The sequence below is a fragment of the Nocardiopsis sp. NPDC049922 genome (genome assembly GCF_040660275.1).
In the GTDB taxonomy this organism is placed as follows: domain Bacteria; phylum Actinomycetota; class Actinomycetes; order Streptosporangiales; family Streptosporangiaceae; genus Nocardiopsis.
Window position 1 is genome coordinate 47,017 of the sequence record NZ_JBFAME010000006.1, and the last position, 20,286, is coordinate 67,302.

Annotated in this window: 20 protein-coding genes; 13 read left to right on the forward strand and 7 right to left on the reverse strand. The window is 73.5% G+C overall.

The window, feature by feature from the left end; translation table 11 throughout:
- The first annotated feature begins 60 nt into the window (after window positions 1-60).
- The gene (locus tag AB0I72_RS13015; RefSeq protein WP_358566790.1) at window positions 61-1,101 is read left to right on the forward strand and encodes an LLM class F420-dependent oxidoreductase; all 1,041 of its coding nucleotides are present in this window, start codon (window positions 61-63) and stop codon (window positions 1,099-1,101) included.
- A gap of 57 nt (window positions 1,102-1,158) precedes the next feature.
- Here AB0I72_RS13015 and npdG read toward each other — a convergent pair whose 3' ends face one another.
- Both npdG and AB0I72_RS13025 read right to left on the reverse strand, forming a co-directional pair.
- Window positions 1,159-1,854: an NADPH-dependent F420 reductase gene (npdG, locus tag AB0I72_RS13020; RefSeq protein WP_358566793.1), complete on the reverse strand. Its 696-nt coding sequence runs from the start codon at window positions 1,852-1,854 to the stop codon at window positions 1,159-1,161.
- A 142-nt stretch (window positions 1,855-1,996) separates the two neighbouring features.
- Entirely contained in the window at window positions 1,997-2,176 is a 180-nt protein-coding gene (locus AB0I72_RS13025) for a hypothetical protein (protein ID WP_358567628.1), read from the reverse strand.
- 120 nt (window positions 2,177-2,296) lie between these two features.
- Between AB0I72_RS13025 and map the strand changes: the two genes are divergently transcribed.
- The 10 genes from map to AB0I72_RS13075 all read left to right on the forward strand — a co-directional run bounded on the left by map (window position 2,297) and on the right by AB0I72_RS13075 (window position 11,698).
- Entirely contained in the window at window positions 2,297-3,148 is an 852-nt protein-coding gene (gene map / locus AB0I72_RS13030; protein WP_358566796.1) for a type I methionyl aminopeptidase, read from the forward strand.
- 289 nt (window positions 3,149-3,437) lie between these two features.
- On the forward strand, window positions 3,438-3,683 hold the full coding sequence (locus AB0I72_RS13035) for a hypothetical protein (RefSeq protein ID WP_358566798.1): 246 nt from the start codon (window positions 3,438-3,440) through the stop codon (window positions 3,681-3,683).
- 380 nt (window positions 3,684-4,063) lie between these two features.
- Window positions 4,064-4,315 carry a hypothetical protein gene (locus tag AB0I72_RS13040; protein ID WP_358566800.1) on the forward strand — a complete coding sequence of 84 codons (252 nt, stop codon included), beginning with the start codon at window positions 4,064-4,066 and terminating at the stop codon, window positions 4,313-4,315.
- A gap of 194 nt (window positions 4,316-4,509) precedes the next feature.
- The gene (locus AB0I72_RS13045; RefSeq protein ID WP_358566802.1) at window positions 4,510-5,343 is read left to right on the forward strand and encodes a M55 family metallopeptidase; all 834 of its coding nucleotides are present in this window, start codon (window positions 4,510-4,512) and stop codon (window positions 5,341-5,343) included.
- Between the two features lie 136 nt (window positions 5,344-5,479).
- Window positions 5,480-6,853 carry a M20/M25/M40 family metallo-hydrolase gene (locus AB0I72_RS13050; protein ID WP_358566805.1) on the forward strand — a complete coding sequence of 458 codons (1,374 nt, stop codon included), beginning with the start codon at window positions 5,480-5,482 and terminating at the stop codon, window positions 6,851-6,853.
- Between the two features lie 87 nt (window positions 6,854-6,940).
- Entirely contained in the window at window positions 6,941-7,930 is a 990-nt protein-coding gene (locus AB0I72_RS13055) for an LD-carboxypeptidase (RefSeq protein ID WP_358567576.1), read from the forward strand.
- 49 nt (window positions 7,931-7,979) lie between these two features.
- On the forward strand, window positions 7,980-8,390 hold the full coding sequence (locus AB0I72_RS13060; protein WP_358566808.1) for a hypothetical protein: 411 nt from the start codon (window positions 7,980-7,982) through the stop codon (window positions 8,388-8,390).
- Between the two features lie 316 nt (window positions 8,391-8,706).
- Entirely contained in the window at window positions 8,707-8,973 is a 267-nt protein-coding gene (locus tag AB0I72_RS13065) for a helix-turn-helix domain-containing protein (protein ID WP_075926128.1), read from the forward strand.
- A gap of 140 nt (window positions 8,974-9,113) precedes the next feature.
- Complete coding sequence (locus AB0I72_RS13070) at window positions 9,114-11,084, forward strand: acyl-CoA dehydrogenase (RefSeq protein WP_358566812.1); 1,971 nt, start codon at window positions 9,114-9,116, stop codon at window positions 11,082-11,084.
- 14 nt (window positions 11,085-11,098) lie between these two features.
- Window positions 11,099-11,698 (forward strand): PadR family transcriptional regulator, encoded by a 600-nt coding sequence (locus AB0I72_RS13075; RefSeq protein ID WP_358566815.1) that lies wholly within the window; start codon window positions 11,099-11,101, stop codon window positions 11,696-11,698.
- Between the two features lie 12 nt (window positions 11,699-11,710).
- Here AB0I72_RS13075 and AB0I72_RS13080 read toward each other — a convergent pair whose 3' ends face one another.
- Window positions 11,711-12,535, reverse strand: coding sequence for a glyoxalase (locus tag AB0I72_RS13080; RefSeq protein WP_358566818.1), 825 nt, complete (start codon window positions 12,533-12,535; stop codon window positions 11,711-11,713).
- Between the two features lie 422 nt (window positions 12,536-12,957).
- On the opposite strand from AB0I72_RS13080, the gene AB0I72_RS13085 reads away from it, so the two are divergent.
- On the forward strand, window positions 12,958-14,262 hold the full coding sequence (locus tag AB0I72_RS13085) for an MFS transporter (protein WP_358566821.1): 1,305 nt from the start codon (window positions 12,958-12,960) through the stop codon (window positions 14,260-14,262).
- A 29-nt stretch (window positions 14,263-14,291) separates the two neighbouring features.
- Window positions 14,292-15,614 carry a GH1 family beta-glucosidase gene (locus tag AB0I72_RS13090; RefSeq protein WP_358566824.1) on the forward strand — a complete coding sequence of 441 codons (1,323 nt, stop codon included), beginning with the start codon at window positions 14,292-14,294 and terminating at the stop codon, window positions 15,612-15,614.
- A gap of 27 nt (window positions 15,615-15,641) precedes the next feature.
- Here the strand turns inward: AB0I72_RS13090 and AB0I72_RS13095 are convergent, their stop codons facing one another.
- From AB0I72_RS13095 to AB0I72_RS13110, 4 genes are all read right to left on the reverse strand, one after another.
- Complete coding sequence (locus AB0I72_RS13095; RefSeq protein WP_358566827.1) at window positions 15,642-16,214, reverse strand: hypothetical protein; 573 nt, start codon at window positions 16,212-16,214, stop codon at window positions 15,642-15,644.
- A 106-nt stretch (window positions 16,215-16,320) separates the two neighbouring features.
- A complete protein-coding gene (locus AB0I72_RS13100; protein ID WP_358566830.1) occupies window positions 16,321-16,935 on the reverse strand; it encodes a TetR/AcrR family transcriptional regulator in 615 nt (204 codons plus the stop codon).
- 77 nt (window positions 16,936-17,012) lie between these two features.
- Window positions 17,013-18,185, reverse strand: coding sequence for an acyl-CoA dehydrogenase family protein (locus AB0I72_RS13105; protein ID WP_358566833.1), 1,173 nt, complete (start codon window positions 18,183-18,185; stop codon window positions 17,013-17,015).
- The gene (locus AB0I72_RS13110) at window positions 18,182-20,275 is read right to left on the reverse strand and encodes a biotin carboxylase N-terminal domain-containing protein (protein WP_358566836.1); all 2,094 of its coding nucleotides are present in this window, start codon (window positions 20,273-20,275) and stop codon (window positions 18,182-18,184) included. Before AB0I72_RS13110 ends, AB0I72_RS13105 begins: the two co-directional genes overlap by 4 nt.
- Between the last annotated feature and the right edge of the window lie 11 nt (window positions 20,276-20,286).

Genomic DNA, 20,286 nt, shown 5'->3' on the forward strand with positions numbered 1-20,286 from the left:
TACAGTCGCTGCGTACCCAGCACCGACACGGGCCGGGGACCGGCCCTCCGGGGAGGACGCATGCGCATCTCGATGCCGCTCCAGTACGCGGGCGAGCCCAAGGCCGCCGTGGAGCAGGTGGTCGAACTGGAGAAGGCCGGTCTGGACACCGTGTGGGTGGCCGAGGCCTACGGATTCGACAGCCCCACCCTCATGGGCTACATCGCCGCCCGCACCGAGACGGTGTCGATCGGGTCGGCCATCCTTCCGCTGTACACCCGCACGCCGAGCCTGGTGGCGATGACGGCCGCCGGGCTGGACGACCTCTCCGGCGGCCGCGCCATCCTCGGCCTGGGCGCGAGCGGCCCCCAGGTGATCGAGGGGTGGCACGGCGTCCCCTACACCAAGCCCCTGGCGCGCACCCGCGAGACGATCGAGATCTGCCGGAAGATCTGGGCGCGCGAGGAGCGCCTCACCCATGACGGATCCGTCTTCCAGCTCCCGCTCCCCCCGGACGAGGGCACCGGGCTCGGCAAGCCCCTCAAGATCATCAACCACCCCGTACGCCCCCGCATCCCCGTCTACGTCGCGGCGCTGGGCGAGAAGAACGTGCAGATGACCGCCGAGATCGCCGACGGCTGGCTGCCCCACCTGTTCGTCCCGGAGAAGGCCGAGGACGTGTGGGGGGAGGCCATCGCCAAGGGAAGGGCCAGACGCGACCCCGCCCTGGGCGACCTGGAGATCGCGGCCGGGGGTCTGCTGGCCATCGGCGAGGGCGAGGACACCAAGCGGCTGCTCGACCACGTGCGCCCGATGATCGCGCTGTACGTGGGCGGCATGGGCGCCAGGGACAGGAACTTCTACAACACCCTGGCCCGCCGGTACGGGTACGAGGAGGCCGCGGAGACGATCCAGGACCTGTACCTGGACGGGCGCAAGGACGAGGCGGCCGCGGCGGTGCCGGACGAGTTCGTCGAGCTGACCAACCTGGTCGGGCCCGAGTCCTACGTGCGCGAGCGCGTGGAGGCGTTCCGGGCGGCGGGCGTGACCCAGCTCAACGTGATCCCGCTCGGTGGGAACCCGGCGGCGCTCATCGAGAAGGTCAAGGGCTGGGCGTCCTGACCCCGCGCCCGCGGGGGCGGCCGGTCCGCTCCGACCGGGCGCCCCCGCGGCCGGCCCTCACAACCCCGTGATCCGGATGCCCGCGTGGGTCTTGTAGCGGCGGTTGACCGCGATGAGGTTGGCGGTGAGCGCCTCGACCTGGTGGGCGTTGCGCAGCCTGCCGCCGAACACCCCGCGCACGCCGGGAATCCGCTCGGCCAGGGCGCGCACCTCGTCGGTGGCCGCGCGGTCCTCGCCCAGCACCAGGACGTCGAGGTCGACGGTGTCCACGTCCGGGTCGAGCAGGACGACGGCGGACACGTGGTGGAAGGCGGCGGTCACCCGGCTGTCCGGCAGCACCTCGGCGGCCTGCTGGGCGGCGCTGCCCTCGGGGACGTCCAACGCGTGGGGGCCGCGCTTGTCGAAACCGAGCGGGTTCACGCAGTCCACGACGATCTTGCCCGCCAGGACGTCCGCCAGATCGACCAGCAGTTCGCGGTGCCCGGCCCAGGGCACGGCGACGATGACGATGTCACCGGCCACGGCGGCCTCGGCGTTGGACAGGCCGCGGACGTCGATCTCGGTCTTCTCCGCCGCGACGAGTTCGGCGGCGGCGGTCGCGGCCCGCTCGGCGCTGCGGGAGCCGATGACGACGGTGTGCCCGGCCAGGGCGAACCGGCGGGCCAGCCCCCGCCCCTGGTCACCCGTCCCACCGAGGACGGCGACCGTCCTGTCCGCGATGTCGACGCCCTCCGGCGTGGTCGGTTCGGTCATGGGGTTTCCTCCCGGACGAGGCAGTCGGTGTCAGGACCCGGGCGTCGCGGCGGGCGCCGCGGCGCCCCCGCCGTGGGCGGCGGGGGTCACGCGCCGATCCTGCCAGAGGAGGCCCCGGCCGGGCGCCCACGGCCCCGCCGTCTCAGCGGTCCTCCTCGTCCTCCCACTCCTCGTTGCGCTCGGCCGCGATGGCGAGTGCCCGCGCCGCCGTGGCCTCGTCCTCGTAGGGCCCCATGCGCTCCCGGTTGGGGCAGCCCGCCCCCTGTTCGACGCGCATGTGCTTCAGGCAGTACCACCAGTCACCCGTGTGCAGTGTGCTCACCGTCACCCGCCTCCCGTCGTCCGTGCCCCGCACGTACCCGCGGCGGGGCATCCCTCACACCCTCTGGCCGCTGGATCGCCGAACTCGGACGGTGGTAGGCACGAACTACAATCTGTGCCCATGACTACTCCGCTGGTTCCTGGGCGCATCTCGCCACAACGTTCGGTTCCCTCCCACATCGTCCGGCCGGAGTACGTCGGACGGAAGCACCCGGTCGAAGGTGTCCTGGGGGACGTGCAGACGCCCGAGACCATCGAGCGGATGCGCGAGGCCGGACGGATCGCCGCCCGGGCGCTCCAGGAGGTCGGCAAGCACGTGCAGCCGGGGGTGACCACGGACGAGCTCGACCGGATCGGGCACGAGTTCGTGCTCGACCACGGCGCCTACCCCAGCACGCTCGGCTACAAGGGCTACCCGAAGTCGCTGTGCTCCTCGCTCAACGAGGTCATCTGCCACGGCATCCCCGACGACACCGTGATCTCGGACGGCGACATCGTCAACATCGACATCACCGCCTACAAGGACGGCGTGCACGGCGACACCAACGCCACGTTCCTGGCGGGAGACGTGGCCGAGGAGAACCGGCTGCTGGTCGAGCGGACCCGCGAGGCGACCATGCGCGCGATCAAGGCGTGCCGCCCGGGCCGCCGGATCAACGTCATCGGCCGGGTCATCGAGTCCTACGCCCGGCGCTTCGGGTACGGCGTGGTCCGCGACTTCACCGGTCACGGCGTGGGACCGGAGTTCCACTCGGGCCTGGTGATCCCGCACTACGACGACCCGCGCGCGGACACCGTCATGGTGCCGGGCATGACGTTCACCATCGAGCCCATGATCACGCTGGGCGGGGTGGAGTACGACATGTGGGACGACGGGTGGACCGCCGTGACGGCCGACCACTCGTGGACGGCCCAGTTCGAGCACACGCTCGTCATCACCGACTCCGGCGCGGAGATCCTCACCCTTCCCTAGCCTGACGTTCGACCACGGACGCGGACCGGTCCGACGAGTGCCCCGGGTGCCCCGAGCCCCGGGGCACCGTCGTGTCCGGGGTGCCCCGGACCCCCGAGAACGGCGTGCAGCTGTCACTCCACCGACAGTTCAGACCCCAAATCCACCCATACCACCACATACTTGGTCAATTCGGTGACAAAGCACGCATATCAGGACACGATTGGCGCATCCTCATAGGCGTGCCGCTCGAACGAGCGGGGGTGACCGGAGCGAAGGCACCGGTCCACACACAGGGAGGAGATCCCAGATGAAGACCATCTCGCGAGTCCTGATCACCGCCGTCGCCGCGCCGGCCCTGGTGCTGGGTCTGTCGAGCGCCGCCCTCGCGGACAGCTTCTACGAGGCGGACTCGACCTTCGCGGGCCCCAAGGGCGCCGGCTCGACGCACGTCTGTTCGGCCGCGTTCGACGGTGGCCACTTCGGCTTCGGCTTCGGGTTCGGCGGCTTCGGCCACCGCGGCTGCGACGACCGTGTCGGCCCCTGGATCTGGTAGATCACGACAGCGGCGAGCGCCGGACGCCATCCGGATCGCGAGCCTGGTGCCGGGGAGCACGCCTCCCCGGCACCTTTCGTGCGCCCAGCCCCCGGAGAAGCACCCCCGTCGCCCCCGGAACCAGCCGTCGAGCTGTCACCCCACCGACACTTCAGGCCCCAAATCAGCCCTTCTCACCGCACACTTCGTCAATCCGGTTACAAAGCGCGCATATTCGGCCACAATCTGCGCATCCTTGTACACGTGCCGCTCAACAGAGTGGACCGGCCGGACCGTCCCGGGGCCACGGAGACCAGTAGCCTCCGTCAACCCGGACCACGGCGGAACGGCCGGAAGGGACCGGAGCGAACGCACCGATCCACACACAGGGGGGAGATCCCATGACGAAGTCCATCTCGCGAGTTCTGCTCACCGTCGTCGCCGCGCCCGCGCTGGCCCTCGGCCTGCCGGCCGCCGCCTTCGCCGACAGCTTCTACGAGGCCAACGCGACCTTCGCCGGCCCGTTCGGCGCCGGATCGCAGAGCATCTGCTCCGCCGCGTTCGACCGCGACCACCACTTCGGCTTCGGTGGCGGCTTCCACGGCAAGCGTGGCTGTGACCGCGGCTTCCACCACGGCCCGTTCTGGGACTAGTCGAACAGACGGCGAGCACCGGACGCCTTGGTCCGGATCGTGAGCCTGGTGTCGGGGAGTCCCGAGCTCCCCGGCACCACACGTGCCGCCCTCCGCACCCGGGTCCCGGGTGCGGAGGGCACTTTCGTGTGCGCGGCGCCGGGCCGGTCCCCCACCCCGTGGCCAACCCCGGGCCGGAGGGTTAGGGTCACCGCATGAGGATCCTCGTCTCCGCCGACATGGAGGGCGCCACCGGCGTCACCTGGCCCGCCGACGTCGAACCCGGAACCGAGCAGTGGCAGCGCTGCCGGGCGATGTTCACCGGCGACGTCAACGCCGCGGTCGAGGGCCTGTTCGCGGGCGGAGCGAGCGAGGTGGTGGTCAACGAGGCGCACGCCACGATGCGCAACCTCCTCCTGGAGCGCCTGGACGAACGCGCCACCATGATCACCGGCCGCCACAAGGACCTGTCGATGGTCGAGGGGATCCAGCACGACGACTGCGACGGCGTGGTCTTCCTCGGCTACCACTGCGGCGCCGGGGCCGACGGGGTGCTCGCCCACACCTACCTGCCCAACGCGGTCACCGGGGTCTGGCTGGACGGCGAGCCCGCCAGCGAGGGGCGGCTCAACGCCGCCGTCGCCGCCGAGTACGGCGTCCCGGTCATCCTCGTCACCGGCGACGACCGCGCGTGCGAGGACGCCGCGACCTACGCGCCGTTCGCCCGGACGGTCGCGGTCAAGGAGCACGTGAGCCGCTACACCGCGCGCTGCCACCCCCCTGCGCGCACGGCCGGGGACATCCGCGCCGGTGCCCGGGCCGCCATGGTGCTCGCCGGACGACTCGACCCCGAGGAGCCCCGCACGCACGCCGTGGAGGTGGAGTTCGACGCCGCGCACCTGGCGCAGGCCGCCGACGTCGTCCCCGGCGTGACGCGCACGGGTGTGCTCCGGGTCCGCTACACCTCGCCGAACGCCTACGAGATGATCCGCTGTTTCAAGGCGGTGACCACGCTCGCCGCGCGGGCGATGGAGGAGGACTACGGATGACGGGCCGAGCCGTCGAAGGGCGACTTCTGGGCCGCTGACCGGTGCGGCTGTGTACGGTGAGACCGTGACGCGGGTCACCGTGGTCACACCCGTAGCACCGGGCCCAAGGACCCCAGTCGAGAGCGAGGCCGCACCCGTGGGCGACCCTTCCGACGCGACGTACGACCTCACCGCCGCGGGGGACGACGCCGTCCGCCTGGCCCGCGAACTCGTCCGCAGGGACTCCACCAACCACGGCGGCGGCGAGGGCGACGAACGGGCCGCCGCCGAGTTCGCCGCCGAAGCGCTCGCCGACGCCGGGCTGACGCCACAGCTCCTGGAGCCCGCGCACCGGAGGTCCAACGTCGTCGCGCGCGTTCCCGGCACCGATCCCGACGCCCCCGCCCTGCTGGTCCACGCCCACCTGGACGTCGTCCCCGCCCGCGCCGAGGACTGGTCGGTCCCGCCCTTCGGGGGCGAGATCGCCGACTGCCCGGTCACCGGGGCCCCGTCGCTGTGGGGGCGCGGGTCGGTGGACATGAAGAACACCGTCGCCATGGCCGTCGCCGTCGTCCGCCACTGGGCCCGCGGCGGCCTGCGCCCCCGACGCGACATCGTGCTGGCCCTGGTCGCCGACGAGGAGGACAGCGCCGCCTTCGGCGCCGACTGGCTGGTGCGCGAGCATGCCCACCTGTTCGAGGGATGCCGGGTCGGGGTCGGCGAGCGCGGCGGCCACACGGTGCACGCCCGCACCGCCACCGGTCGGCCGGTGCGGCTCTACCCGGTCGCCGCGGCCGAGCGCGGCAGCGCCTGGCTCCGGTTGCGCGCCCGCGGCACGGCCGGACACGGCTCCCGGCCGCCGGCGGACAACGCCGTCGGCGCCCTGGCCGCCGCGATGGCCCGGATCGACGCCTACCGCTGGCCCCTCCATCTGACGCCGGTGACCCGCGCCGCGATCGACGCGATCGCCTCCGCGCTGGAGGTCGAGCGCGTAGCCGGGGACACCGACACCAACGAGGCGGTCGACGCTCTCGTGGCCCGGTTCGACGCCGCCGCCTCGCTCGTGGCGCCGACGGTGCGCAACTCGGCGACGCCCACGACGCTGACGGCCGGATACAAGGTCAACGTGGTGCCGGGCGAGGCGGTCGGCGGGGTGGACGGACGGGTCCTGCCCGGGGCCGAGGAGGAGTTCACGCGCACGATGGACGCGCTCACCGGTGACCGCGTGGACTGGGCGTACGACCACGCCTCTCCTCCGGTGGACGCTCCCCTGGGGACCGCGGCCCTGGCGGCGATGCGGTCCGCGCTGGTGGCGCACGACCCCGACGCGCACGTGGTCCCGGTGTGCATGGCCGGCGGCACGGACGCCAAGGTGTTCGCCCGGCTGGGCATCGACTGCTACGGATTCTCGCCCATGCGGCTGCCGGAGGGGATGGACTACCCGGGTCTGCTGCACGGAGTGGACGAGAGGGTTCCCCTGGAGGGGCTGAGATCCGGGGTGCGCGTGCTGGACGCGTTCCTGCGGTCCTGAGGGGACCGCGACCCGGATCGGGGCGCGAACGGTGCGCGTCCCACCGAAGACGGCGACGACCATGGACGGTGACGGGTGGGGAAGACGATGACCGAGGTGCGCGGTGGCCAGGAGACCGTGACCGAAACCGTGCGGAGCGCGCGGGGCGTGCGGGAGTTGGTCCGACCGCCTCGGCTGTGCGAGGGGGACCGGGTCCGCCTGGTGGCGCCGTGCAGCCCGGTTCCGCCCGCCCGGTTGGCGGCCGCGGCGGAGGTCGTGCGGAGTTGGGGGCTGCGGGTGGAGTTCGGCGCACACGTGCGCGAGCGGCACCCCCGGCTGCCCTACCTCGCCGGATCGGACGCCGCGCGGGCCGCCGACCTCCAGGAGGCCTGGTGCGACCCGGACGTGGCGGCGGTGTTCTGCGTGCGCGGCGGCGACGGCGCGCACCGCACCCTGGACCTGCTCGACTTCGACGCGATGCGCCGCGCCCGCCCCAAGGCGCTGGTCGGGTTCAGCGACATCACCGCGCTGCACGAGGCCCTCGCCGTCGAGCTGGGGGTGGCGACGGTGCACGGCCCCGTGGTGGGGACGCGGTACTTCGTCGGCGACCAGGTCGCCCAGCACGAGCTGCGCACCACCCTGTTCACGCCGGAGCAGCGGACGGTGCTGACGTCGCCGGGCGCGCACGCGCTGGTGCCGGGACGGGCGCGGGGGGTGACCTTCGGCGGGAACTTGAGCCTGCTCAACGACGGGCTGGCCACGCCGCACAGCAGGCTGTCGGCGGACGGGGGGATCCTGCTGCTGGAGGACGTCGGGGAGGACGTGGCGCGGATCGACCGGATGCTCACCCACCTGCTGCGGACCGGGTGGATGGACGGGGTGGCCGGGGTGGCGCTGGGGACGTGGACGGACTGCCCGCCGGACCTGGGGGTGATCGCCGACCTGATGCGCGACCGGCTGTCGCCGCTGGGGGTGCCGGTGCTGTGGGGGCTGGAGTTCGGGCACTGCGCGGCCCAGCTGAGCGTTCCGCTGGGGGTGCCCGCCTGGATCGACGCCGAGGACGGCAGTCTGGAGCTGGCCGTCCCGGGCCTCGCCTAGGGACCGAGGAGCTTGACCTCAACTCAGCTTGAGGTCGCAGAATCGCCGCATGGCTACGAAAGACAGCGGGACACTCCTGTTCCACAACACGATGCGGATCACCGAGGGTCATCTGGAGGGGTTCCGGAGGGCGATCCGGAGGGCGGTGGAGTTCGCCGAGGAGCACGCCCCGCAGTTGATGGTGGAGGTCTTCCTCGACGAGGAGCGGATGCTGGCGCACAGCTTCCAGCTCTACGCGGACTCGGCCTCCGTCCTCGAACACTGGGAGCTGTCCGACCCGTACATCCAGGACGTCATGGAGCACTGCTCGATCCACGCGTTCGAGGTGTACGGGGACCCCGAGCAGGCGGTGGTGGACGGCATCGCCTCCTCGCCGTTCGAGGTGCCCGTGACCTACCGCCCCCGGATGACGGGCTTCACGCGCCTGACGCCCGGGGCGGAGGCGGTCACCGCGCGGTGAGGACCACCGGGCCCCCTCGGCGACGGCGGCCGGCACCGGGTCGCCGTCGCCCCGGACGCGCCCGGTCTCGCGCATGCGGGCGACCTTCTCGGGGCCCTGCGTCTATGCCGGTATTATTGTACCGATCCCGAGCGTGGGAGCTAGGGCGTGTGCCGTGGATGCTGCCCGTTGCGAGCGGCGCATCCAGTGCGGCTGTCGCAAGGCCGAAGAAGGAGTAAGGGTGGGGTCCTTTCGACTGATGAGAACGCGGCGAGAGTTGTGCTGGGGCGTCGCGCAGCAGGGTATGTGTCCGCGGAACACGCCCTAGACTCCAGGCATGGTTCGTGAACCGCTGAGCGCCGACCAGATCGAGCGGGGCCGCCTGCTCGGATCCCTGCTGCGGAGTGCCCGCGGCGACCGGACGATGGTCGACGTCGCACGTCAGGCCGGGATCTCGGTGGAGACCCTGCGCAAGATCGAGGGCGGCCGCATCCCCACCCCCGCCTTCTTCACCGTCGCCGCCGTGGCCACGGCGCTCGACCTGTCCCTGGACGACCTCCTGCGCCGGGTGCACGAGGCCGTCCCGGAGACCGCCGCCGTCTGACCGCCCCTCGGCGCACGCCCTCCCTCCCCGCCCGTACCGTGGGAGCCGCCACACCCGTGGCCACGGCGTGTTCCCGACACGCCCGTGTCCGGCAGTGGTACGAAAGTGGCCGCGCCGTCGAGCACCACCAGGGGGAGACCATGAGCGACCGGGCACTGAGCGTGGACGAGGCCGAACTGCGCGGCCTCCTGGACGGACGCTGGGCGAGGATCCGCGAACGCGCCCGCGACCTCCTCCAGGGCGACGAGTTCGCCCCGGTCCACGGCCTGTCCGTGGACGACCACCGCGCCCGCGTCCTCACCCAGCTCAAGGCGCTCGCCAAGACCGAGGTCCCGGCCTACGGGTTCCCCGAGGCGGTCGGCGGCAGCGACGACATCGGCGCCTCGGTCGTCGCCTTCGAGATGCTCGTCGCCGACATGTCCCTCATGGTGAAGGTCGGCGTGCAGTGGGGGCTGTTCGGCGGCGCGATCCGCGCGCTGGGCACCGAGCGCCACCACGCCGAGTACCTGCCCGGCGTGATGAGCCTCGACCTCCCCGGCTGCTTCGCGATGACCGAGACCGGCCACGGATCCGACGTGCAGCACCTGCGCACCACGGCCGTCTACGACCCGGCGACCGAGGAGTTCGTGGTCCACACCCCCGACGAGTCGGCGCGCAAGGACTACATCGGCAACGCCGCCCGCGACGGCCGCATGGCGGTGGTCTTCGCCCAGCTGCGCACGGACGGCGCCGACCACGGCGTGCACGCCCTCATGGTGCCGATCCGCGACGGGGACGGCTCGCCCGCGCCGGGCGTGCGCATCGAGGACTGCGGGGCCAAGGCCGGACTCAACGGTGTCGACAACGGCCGCCTGTGGTTCGACCGGGTGCGGGTGCCGCGCACCAACCTGCTCAACCGGTACGGGGACGTCGCCGCCGACGGCACGTACTCCAGCCCCATCGACAACGAGAACCGGCGCTTCTTCACCATGCTCGGCACCCTCATCCGGGGCCGCATCAGCGTGGCCGGGGGCGCGGGCACGGCGACCAAGGCGGCCCTGGCCATCGCCACGCGCTACGCCGACACCCGCCGCCAGTTCACCCGGCCCGCGGCCGACGGCGAGCCCGAGCGCGAGGTCCACGTCCTGGACTACCTCGCCCACCAGCGCAAGCTCCTGCCCGCGCTGGCGCGCACCTACGCGCTGCACTTCGCCCAGGAGGAGCTGGTCACCCGCCTGCACGAGCTGTCCCACGCCGCCGAGCGCGACGAGCACGCCCAGCGCGAGCTGGAGTCGCGGGCCGCCGGCCTCAAGGCGGTGGCCACCTGGCACGCGACCCGCACCATCCAGACCTGCCGTGAGGCGTGCGGCGGGGCCGGGTACCTGGCGGAGAACCGCATCCCGCAGCTCAAGGCCGACTCCGACATCTTCACCACGTTCGAGGGCGACAACACGGTCCTGCTCCAACAGCTCACCAAGGGCCTGCTGACCAACTTCCGGGAGTCCTTCGGCGACCTGGACCAGCTGGGGCTCGTCCGGTTCATGGCGGGGCGGGTGTTCGAGGGCGTCATCGAGCGCACGGCGGCCAAACCGCTGATCGACCGGCTGATCGCCGCCGCCCCCGGGCGCGGCGAGGAGGCCGACCTGTACAACCGGGGCTGGCAGCTGGAGCTGCTGGAGGACCGCGAGAAGCACGTGATCGAGGGGCTGGCACGGCGGCTGCGCAGGGCACGGCGTGACGGCAGCGACGCCTTCGAGGTGTTCAACCGGGCCCAGGACCACGTCCTGGCGGCGGGGCGGGCGCACATGGACCGGGTGGTGCTGGAGGCGTTCGTGGCGGGGATCGACCGCTGCGGCGACCAGGCGACCGCCAAGCTGCTCAACCGGGTGTGCGACCTGTACGTGCTGTCGGTCGTCGAGGAGGAACGCGCCTGGTTCCTGGAGCACGAGCGCCTGTCCACGAACCGGGCCAAGGCGGTCAGCCAGGCGGTCAACGACCTGTGCCGGGGACTGCGCCCCTACGCCGTGACGCTGGTGAACGCCTTCGGTCTGCGTGACGCGTGGTTGGGCGCGCCGATCGCCCTGGGCGCCGAGCACGCGCGCCAGGGCGACCCCGCGCCGAGTCGGGCCTGAACGGGGGCGGGAGCGTGTCGGCGATCAGGCTGCTGGTGCTGGGCGCGGTCCGGCTGCACAGCCGCGCCCACGGCTACCAGGTGCGCGCCGACCTGGAGCACTGGGGCGCGCACGAGTGGTCGACGGCCAAGCCGGGGTCGGTCTACCACGCGCTCAAGCAGTCGGCCAGGCAGGGGCTGCTGGTCTCGCACGAGGTCGCGCCGTCCACCGCCGGCGGGCCGCCGCGCACGGAGTACGAGATCACCGCGCGCGGCGTGGACGAGTACCTCGCACTGCTGCGTGCTGCGCTGTCCAGCCACGACGAACGGCTGGACGTGCTGTCGGCGGCGCTCGGGTTCATGGTGGACCTGCCGCGCGAGGAGGTGCTCGGACTGCTGCGCCGCCGCGTCGCCGGTCTGGAGTCCTGGCGTGGAGGTGTCCTCGACCACTACGACCCGGAGCGCGGGCCCGAGAGGGACGGCCACATCGGGGAGATCATGGACCTGTGGACGCACACGGCGGAGTCCGACGCCGCGTGGACCCGCGCGCTGATCCGGCGGATCGAGGGCGGCGCGCACACCTTCGCGGGCGAGGGCGGCGCGCCGTTCGAGGGGCTGCTGGCCGGGGACGCGTAGCCGATCGGCCCCCTACTCTCCCGTGTCCTCGCCGAGCCAGCGACGCAGGTCGTCCGCATGGCGCAGCTCCGCCTCGACCACGCGCCGCTCCTCCTCGGTGAGGGCGATCCCGCGCAGCTCGTCGAGCAGCTTCGCCGCCTTCTCGTGGTCGCCCAGAGCGGTGGAGAGCTCGACCAGCATCGCCAGGGCCGTGGCGCGTTCGACGTCGGTGGCCTGGTCCCCGCGCCTGCGCAGCGCCGACGTGATCTGCCGGGACGCCGCCAGGTCGTCGGTCTTGGAGTCGCGCAGGATCCGGGCGCTGTCCAGGGCCCGGGCGAACGCGGGAAGGTCCGGTGAACCGCCGTACTCCACCTCCTCGGGCTCGCCACGCTGGATGAAGATGAGGGAGTTGCCGGAGGGATCCATGAGGGTGAAGCGGCTCGCGCCCGGTCGGTAGCGGGTGACGCGGGGAAGGCCGCGGCCGAGGACCTTGCCGTAGGTCCGGCGCATGCCCTCGGTGATGGCGGCGTGGTAGGCGGCGACGTCGTCGACCATGACCAGGCACCCGCCGGTGTGCTCCATCGAGGGGTCGAGGCCCTTCGGCGGGCGGCCGAAGTGCAGGTCGAAGCCGCTCCAGCGCAGCGCGAGGTAGAGGTAGGGCCTGCGCTGGTCGTAGGTGACCTCGAAGCCGATCGCACGGAAGAAGGCGATCGTCGCCTCCGGGTCGACGCAGTGCAGCACCGGGACGACCGTCTCGTTGGCGCGCACGCCGGGCGATCGCCGCTCGGGACGGCTCCCGCGCTCGGGGCTGGACGCCGTCGCGCCCCGGCCCTCCGTCGAACCGCCGCCTTCGGTCATCACTCCTCCCCCGGAGAACCGCTGAGCCGACGTACCGCCCCGTTCGACGTCGGACGCTCTCCCACCCTGGCCCAGGACAGCACCACCGCCCTCGGCCACCGTGTCTCCTTCGGACATCCGCCGAGCGGAGGCACCTTCCCGTGGGGCGCCCGGCACCCTCACGAACTCGTCTCCCGTCGTCCCGCCGCGTTCGACCATGACCGTCCCCCAACTCATCAATCTTGACTACTCGGCGAGCGTAGGCGGGATGAGCCTCACTAGTCAAACTTGATTACTGATACCTCCCGCCTTCGCCGCCGCACCGACCCGCGCACGCCGGGCGGCTCCAGCGGGGCGCCCGCGCGGAGCTTCCGCACGCGGGGACTTCCGCGGCGCAGGTGATCCTCATAACATGAGGGAAATTCACGTTAGGTAGGTCGTCCGTGCGCACACCCCCCGCGCGATCCCCCTCCCCCGACCCTCCGCCCGACGGTCGCTCCCCCGTGCCCGCCGCGCTGGCCGAGCCCACCCGGCCGGTGCGCGCCCCCTGGATCACGGGGATCTGCCTGGCCAACCTCGGCATGTGGATGGGCTTCTTCGGCCCGCTCCAGGTCCTGCTCCCCGAACAGGTCGGCCTCATCGCCCCCGACGCCAAGGAGGCCGTGCTCGCCTGGGTGACCGGGGTCGGCGCGGCGATCGCCATGGCCGCGACCCCGCTGGCCGGGGCGCTGTCGGACCGCACCACCGGGCGGTTCGGGCGGCGCCGACCGTGGATCGTCGCGGGCGCGGTGCTCGGCGCGATCGGGCTGGTCGCACTCGGGCGGCAGGAGAGCGCGGTCGGCGTGCTCGTCGGCTGGTCGTTCGTCCAGGGCGCGCTGGCCTGCCTGAACGCGACCCTGCTCGCCGCCGTCCCCGACCACGTGCCGGTGCGCCAGCGCGGCGCGGTCTCGGGCTGGATCGGCGTCCCCCAGTCGGCCGGGGTGGTGGTCGCGGTGCTGCTGGTGACCACGGTGGTCAGCGGCACCGCGCCCGGGTACACGCTGATCGGCGTGCTCCTGCTCGCCTGCGCGCTGCCGTTCGCCCTCCTGGCCCCCGATCCTCCGCTTCCGCGCTCGGCCCGCCCGCCGTGGGGCGATCTCGTCCGGGGCCTGTGGGTCTCCCCGCGCCACCACCCCGACTTCAGCTGGGCCTGGCTGACCCGGTTCCTCATGCAGACCGGGAACGCCGTGTTCACGCTCTACCTGCTGTACTTCCTGCGCGACGGGGTGGGCTACGAGGAGCTCTTCCCCGGCTCGTCGGCGGCGGACGGGCTGCTGGTCCTCATCGCCGTCTACACGGTGGCGGTCGTGGCGACGACCGTGGCGGCGGGGCTGGTCTCGGACCGGATCGGCCGCCGCCGGGGCATGGTCGCGCTGTCCGGCGGGGTGATGGCGGTGCCCGCGTTCCTGCTCGCCGCCTTCCCCACGTGGTCGATGAGCCTGGTGAGCGCGGTGGTGCTCGGGGTGGGGTTCGGAGTGTTCCTGGCCGTGGACAACGCCCTGGTCACCCAGGTCCTGCCGAGTGCCGACGGGCGGGCCAAGGACCTGGGCATCGTCAACATCGCCAGCGCCGGGCCCCAGGTGATCGCCCCCGCGCTGGCCGGTCCGATCGTCGTGCACCTGGGCGGCTACCCGGTGCTGTACACCGTGTGCGGCGTGCTCACCGTGCTGGGCGCCGCGTTCGTCTGGAAGATCCGCGGGGTCGCGTGAGGCGGCCCCAGACCCGAGAGGACACCACCGTGCCGTCACCGTTCCTGTGGGGGGTCGCCTCCGCCGCGCTCCAGGTCGAGGGCGCCCTGACGGAGGACGGGCGCACCCCGTCGATCTGGGACGCCTTCCACCTGCGCCCCGGCGCCGTCCGCGACGGGCACACCCCGGCCGAGGCGTGCGACCACTACCACCGGTGGGCCGAGGACGTGGAGCTGCTGGACCGGCTCGGCGTGACCGCCTACCGGTTCTCGGTCTCCTGGCCGCGCGTGGTCCCGCACGGCCGCGGCCCCGTGAACGAACCCGGCCTGGCCTTCTACGACCGGTTGGTGGACGCGCTGCTGGAACGGGGGATCGAGCCGCTGCCGACCCTGTTCCACTGGGACCTGCCGGTGGAGCTGGAGGAGGCGGGCGGCTGGTCGAACCGCGACACCGCCGAGGCGTTCGCCGCCTACGCCGCCGCCACCGCCGACGCGCTGGGCGATCGGGTGCGGCGCTGGATCACGTTGAACGAGCCGGTCGTGCACATGGCCTACGGGCACGCGTTCGGGATCCACGCCCCGGGCAGGGCCATGGACGTGCCGGACGTCTTGGCGGTCGCCCACCACCAGCTGCTGGCGCACGGGCTGGCCGCGCGGGAGTTGCGTTCGCGGGGTCTGGAGGCGCTGCTCACCAACAACTACTCCCCCGTCGACCCCGCGTCCGATTCCACGGCCGATCGCGCGGCGGCCGACGCCTACGACACCCTGCACAACCGGCTGTTCACCGATCCCCTGCTCTCCGGCGGCTACCCGGACCTGTCGGCCTTCGGGGTGGATCAGGCGCCGGGCGTGCGCGACGGGGACCTGGACCTGATCGCGGACAGCGCGGACGGTCTGGGCGTGAACTACTACAACCCGACCCGCGTCGCCGCGCCCGCCGAGGGGGCGGGGCTGCCGTTCGACTTCGCGGAGATCACGGGGGCGCCGACCACCGCGTTCGGCTGGCCGGTGGTGCCTGAGGGGCTGGAGCGGCTGATCGTTCTGCTGGGTGAGCGGTACGGGGACGCGCTGCCGCCGCTGTACGTGACCGAGAACGGGTGCTCGCGGGCGGACGCCGTCACCCCGGACGGCCGCGTGCCCGACCCCGAGCGGATCGCCTACCTGCGCGACCACATCGCTGCCGTGGACCGGGCCCGGGCGCGCGGCGCGAACGTGCGCGGGTACTTCGTGTGGACGCTCACCGACAACTTCGAGTGGGCGGAGGGCTACCACCAACGGTTCGGGCTGGTGCACGTGGACCACGCGACGCAGGAACGCCGTCCCAAGGAGTCCTTCCGGTGGTACCGCGACCTCATCGCGTACCGCACGGCGTAGGGTCCGCCGGACGAGCGGGCTACCGGGTCACTCGCCCACGACGGCGTCGAGCGGACCGCTGTCCGCCCGTTCGACGTCGGCGGCCTGGGCCTGGCGGGCCGGTTCCCACCACCACCAGTGCGACTCCGGCACCCACGCGGGCACCTCCTCGCCGCTGACCGGGCTGGCGTCGGCCGCGACCTCGACCAGGGCGTCGTCGATGCGCGGGACGGCCTCCAGGTCCCCCGGGCGCAGGAACCGGTCCCACGGGACGAAGGCGTCGCCGAGGATCTGGAGCATCGACCGCCGCCAGCACGCGGGCCGGTACCCCTCGTGCCGACCGTTCTCCGCCGCCGTCTGGGTGCGCACCACGTACAGGCTGATCCGGGCGGGGTTGTTCCCGCTGACCAGCAGCTCGGCCAGGGTGGCGTTGAAGTTCTGCCCCGCCGGGGAGCCGCGTTCGGCCGCCGTGGTGGCCCGGTACAGCTCGAAGAGCGCGGCGAACGCGGAGTCCATCAGGGCGTCGCGGTCCCTGCCCCGCGCGGCGCTCTCCGCGAACGCGTCCACCGCCTGCCTGGCCAGGCCGGGCAGGTCCCGGCCCGTTTCCGCACCCACCGTCACACCGTCCGTCCGGTCTCGTTCCCGTATGTCCCCGAGTCGGGTCGCATCCGACCGCTTCCGATCATAGACACCCGTGAGCGCGTGCACACCGCGCGGAGCCGGGCGTTCACCCGTGATCCCGCCCCAGCGCCTGGTCGAGCATCCGCGCCCACTGGCGCACGATCCCCCGCCGACGTGCGCTGTCGTCGCTGAGCAGGTTGGCCAGGCCGAGCCCGCGCGCCAGGTCCAGGGTCGCCTGGACCGCCTCCCGCACCCCCGGAACCGACTCGTCCGCCCCCAGGAGCTCCACGGCCGCCCGGTGGATCCGGCGTCCCATCCGTTCCTCCATCGGGATGATCCGGTCACGCAGCGCGGGGTCGCTGGCCGCCCCGGTCCACAGCTGGAGCGCGGCGTGGAAGTCCTCGCCGCTGAACGCGGCCACCACCATCTGGACGACCGCCTCGGTGCGGTCGGGCCCCTCGGGGACGGCCTCGGCCCCCCGGCGCAGCTCCTCGCCGCGGCTGTCGACCATCCGACCCAGCGCGGCCAGGAACAGGTCGTCCCGGGTGGGAAAGTGGTGCTGCGCCGCGCCCCGGGACACCCCGGCCGCCTCGGCGACCGCGCCGACCGTCGCCCCCGCCACACCGCGCTCGGCCAGGCAGCGCACGGCCGCGTCCAGCAGCCGCGCGCGGGTGGCCCTGCTGCGTTCTTGTCGTGGCTCCCGGTCGAGCTCGGTGCCCACGTCGCGCCCCCTCAACTGCGGTGTGCGGGCGCGCCGCACCCCGGACAGGGGGCGGCGCGCCCGCACGGTCGATCCGTTCAGTACGACTTGGGCAGGCCGAGGGACTGCTGGGCCACGTAGTTGAGCACCATCTCCCGGCTGACCGGGGCGATCCGGGCCAGGCGCGCGGCGACGACGGCCGCGCCCAGACCGTACTCGCTGGCCAGGCCGTTCCCGCCGAGGGTCTGCACCGCCTGGTCGACCGATCGCACGCACGCCTCGGCGGCGGCGTACTTGGCCATGTTGGCCGCCTCCCCGGCCCCCGCGTCGTCGCCGGAATCGTAGCGGAGCGCGGCGTGCTGGGTCATCAGCCTGGCCTGCTCCGTCTCGATCTTGACCTGCGCGAGCGGGTGCGCCAGCCCCTGGTGGGCCCCGATGGGGGTGTCCCGCCACACCGTGCGCTCCCTGGCGTAGGAGACCGCCTTGCCCAGGGCGTGCAGGGCGCTTCCGGTGGCCATCGAGGCCGCCATGATCCGCTCGGGGTTGAGCCCGGCGAAGAGCTGGAGCAGCCCCGCCTCGGGGTCCCCGACCAGGGCGTCGGCGGGCAGCCGGACGTCGTCCATGAACAGCTGGAACTGGTGGTCGGGGCTGACCAGGTCCATCTCGATCGGGCGGGCCTCGAACCCCGGGGTGTCGGTGGGCACGACGAACAGCGCCGCGCTCAGGCGGCCGGTCGCCTCGTCCTCGATCCGAGCGACGATCAGCACCGCGTCGGCCACGTCCACCCCGGAGATGAACGTCTTGCGGCCGTCGAGCACCCAGCCGTCGCCGTCGCGGCGGGCGGTGGTGGTGATGCGGTGGGAGTTGGAACCGGCGTCGGGTTCGGTGATCGCGAACGCCATGATCGTCTCGCCGGTGGCCAGGCCGGGCAGCCACCGGTCGCGCTGGTCGGGGGTGCCGAAGCGGGACAGGACGGTGCCGCAGATGGCCGGGGAGACCACCATCATCAGGGTGGGGCACCCGGCGGCGGCGAACTCCTCCAGGACGGCGGCCAGGTCACCGATGCCGCCACCCCCGCCCCCGTACTCCTCGGGGATGTTGACGCCCAGGTAGCCGAGGCGGCCCGCCTCCTCCCACAGCTCGGTGAGGTAGGCGCCCTCCCGGGCGCGGGATCTGTAGTAGTCCGACCCGTACTTGTCCGCGAGCGCGGCGACGGCGGCGCGCAGTTCGCGGCGTTCGGACGGTTCGTCGAAGGTCATGGCCCCGGTCACGTGTGCGTCCCTTCGTGGTCCTGGTAGTCGAGTACGGCGAGGGGCGCCCCGGCGGGCACCCGCTGTCCCGTCGCGACCGGGAGGTCCCGGACGGCACCGGCGGCGGGAGCGGTGACGCGGTGCTCCATCTTCATGGCTTCCAGACGCAGCAGGGTCTGTCCCGCGCGCACCTTCTCCCCCACGGCCACGTCCACGGCGGTGACCGTGCCCGGCATGGGCGCGGGCAGGGCGCCCGGGTCGACGGCGGCCTCGGGGGCCGGCAGGGGGTCGACGGGGATGAGGGTGACCGATCCGAGGGGGGACTCGACGTGGACGTCGGGGTCGCCGTCGTAGCCGTGGACGGTGAAGGGGCGGCGTAGCCCGTCGACCTCCAGCAGCACCAGGTCGGGGGCGGCGGACAGGACGCGCACCCCCGGCTCGTCGGTCGTGTGGACGCCGCGGGTCGTGCGGTAGGCGGTGGTGATCGGGGTCCCGTCGCCCCCGGCGCGCAGGTGCTGGCGGGTGTGCGGGCGCGAGGGGAGGTTGCGCCAGTGGGCCGGGACGCCCGCCGGGACGGGGGTCGAGGCGCGGGCGGCCTCGGCGGCGGACAGGCTGGCGGCCAGGGCGGCGAGGCGTGCGGTGTCGGTGTCCGCGAGCGGTCGGGAGAGCGCGGTGAGCCGGTCCCCGTCCAACAGGCCGGTGGTCAGGCGCGCCCGGCGGGACGGGTCGGGGTGGTCGGCACCGGTGAAGTCGGGGTGGCGCAGGACGCGGACGAGCAGGTCGCGGTTGGTGCCCACGCCGTGCACGCGCGCGGTGGCCAGGGCGGCGGACAGGCGGCGCAGGGCGTCGCGGCGGTCGCGGCCCAGGGCGATGACCTTGGCGAGCAGGGGGTCGAAGTCGGTGCCGACGGTGTCGCCGGGCTCGACGCCGCTGTCCAGGCGCACGCCGGGCGCGGTGAGCGGGGCGAAGGCGGCGGTGGCGGCGGGCACGTCGAAGGCGCGCAGGGTCCCGGTCTGGGGCCGCCAGTCCCGGCGCGGGTCCTCGGCGTACAGGCGGGCCTCGATCGCGTGGCCGCGCGGGGCGGGCGGGCCGGAGTCGGGCAGGGGCTCGCCCTCGGCCACGCGGATCTGCCACTCGACCAGGTCGAGTCCGGTGACGCACTCGGTGACGGGGTGTTCGACCTGGAGGCGGGTGTTCATCTCCAGGAAGACGGGGTCGTCGGGCCCGTCGTCGCGGACGGGGACGAGGAACTCGGCGGTCCCGGCGCCGACGTAGCCGATCGCGCGGGCCATGACGCGGGCGGCCTCGTGCAGGCGGACGCGCAGGGGGTCGGGGAGTCCGGGGGCGGGGGCCTCCTCGATCACCTTCTGGTGGCGGCGCTGGACCGAGCAGTCGCGTTCGCCCAGGGCCCACACGGCGCCGTGGGCGTCGGCGAGGATCTGCACCTCGACGTGGCGGCCGTGGTCGACGTAGGGCTCGCAGAAGACGGCCGGGTCGCCGAACGCGGCGGCGGCCTCGGCGCGGGCGGAGGCGGCGGCGTCGGGCAGGTCCGCGAGGTCGCGGACGACGCGCATGCCGCGTCCGCCTCCCCCGGCGGCGGCCTTGACCAGGACGGGCAGGTGGTCGGCGGTGACCTCGTCGGGGTCCAGGGCGGCGGCGACGGGGACCCCGGCCTCGCGTGCGATGTGCTTGGCGCGGGTCTTGGAGCCCATGGCGGCGATGGCGTCGGGGGGCGGGCCGACCCAGGTGAGTCCGGCGTCGACGACGGCGCGGGCGAGGTCGGCGCTCTCGGACAGGAAGCCGTAGCCGGGGTGGACGGCGTCGGCGCCGGCGGTCAGGGCGGCGTCGACCAGGGCGCCGGGGTCGAGGTAGGCGGCGGCCGGTCCGGCGCCGTCGGGGACGGGCAGGCGGACGGCGGCGTCGGCCTCGGCCACGTGCGCGGCGGCGGCCTCGGCGGGGGTGTCGGCGTGGACGGCGACGGTGGCGATCCCCAGGGCGCGGCAGGTGCGCAGGACGCGGCGGGCGATCTCGCCGCGGTTGGCGACCAGGAGGGCGGACACGGGGGTGGCGGCGGGGACGGCCGGGGACGGCGGCGGTTCGGGGCGGTGCACGTCGGGTCTCC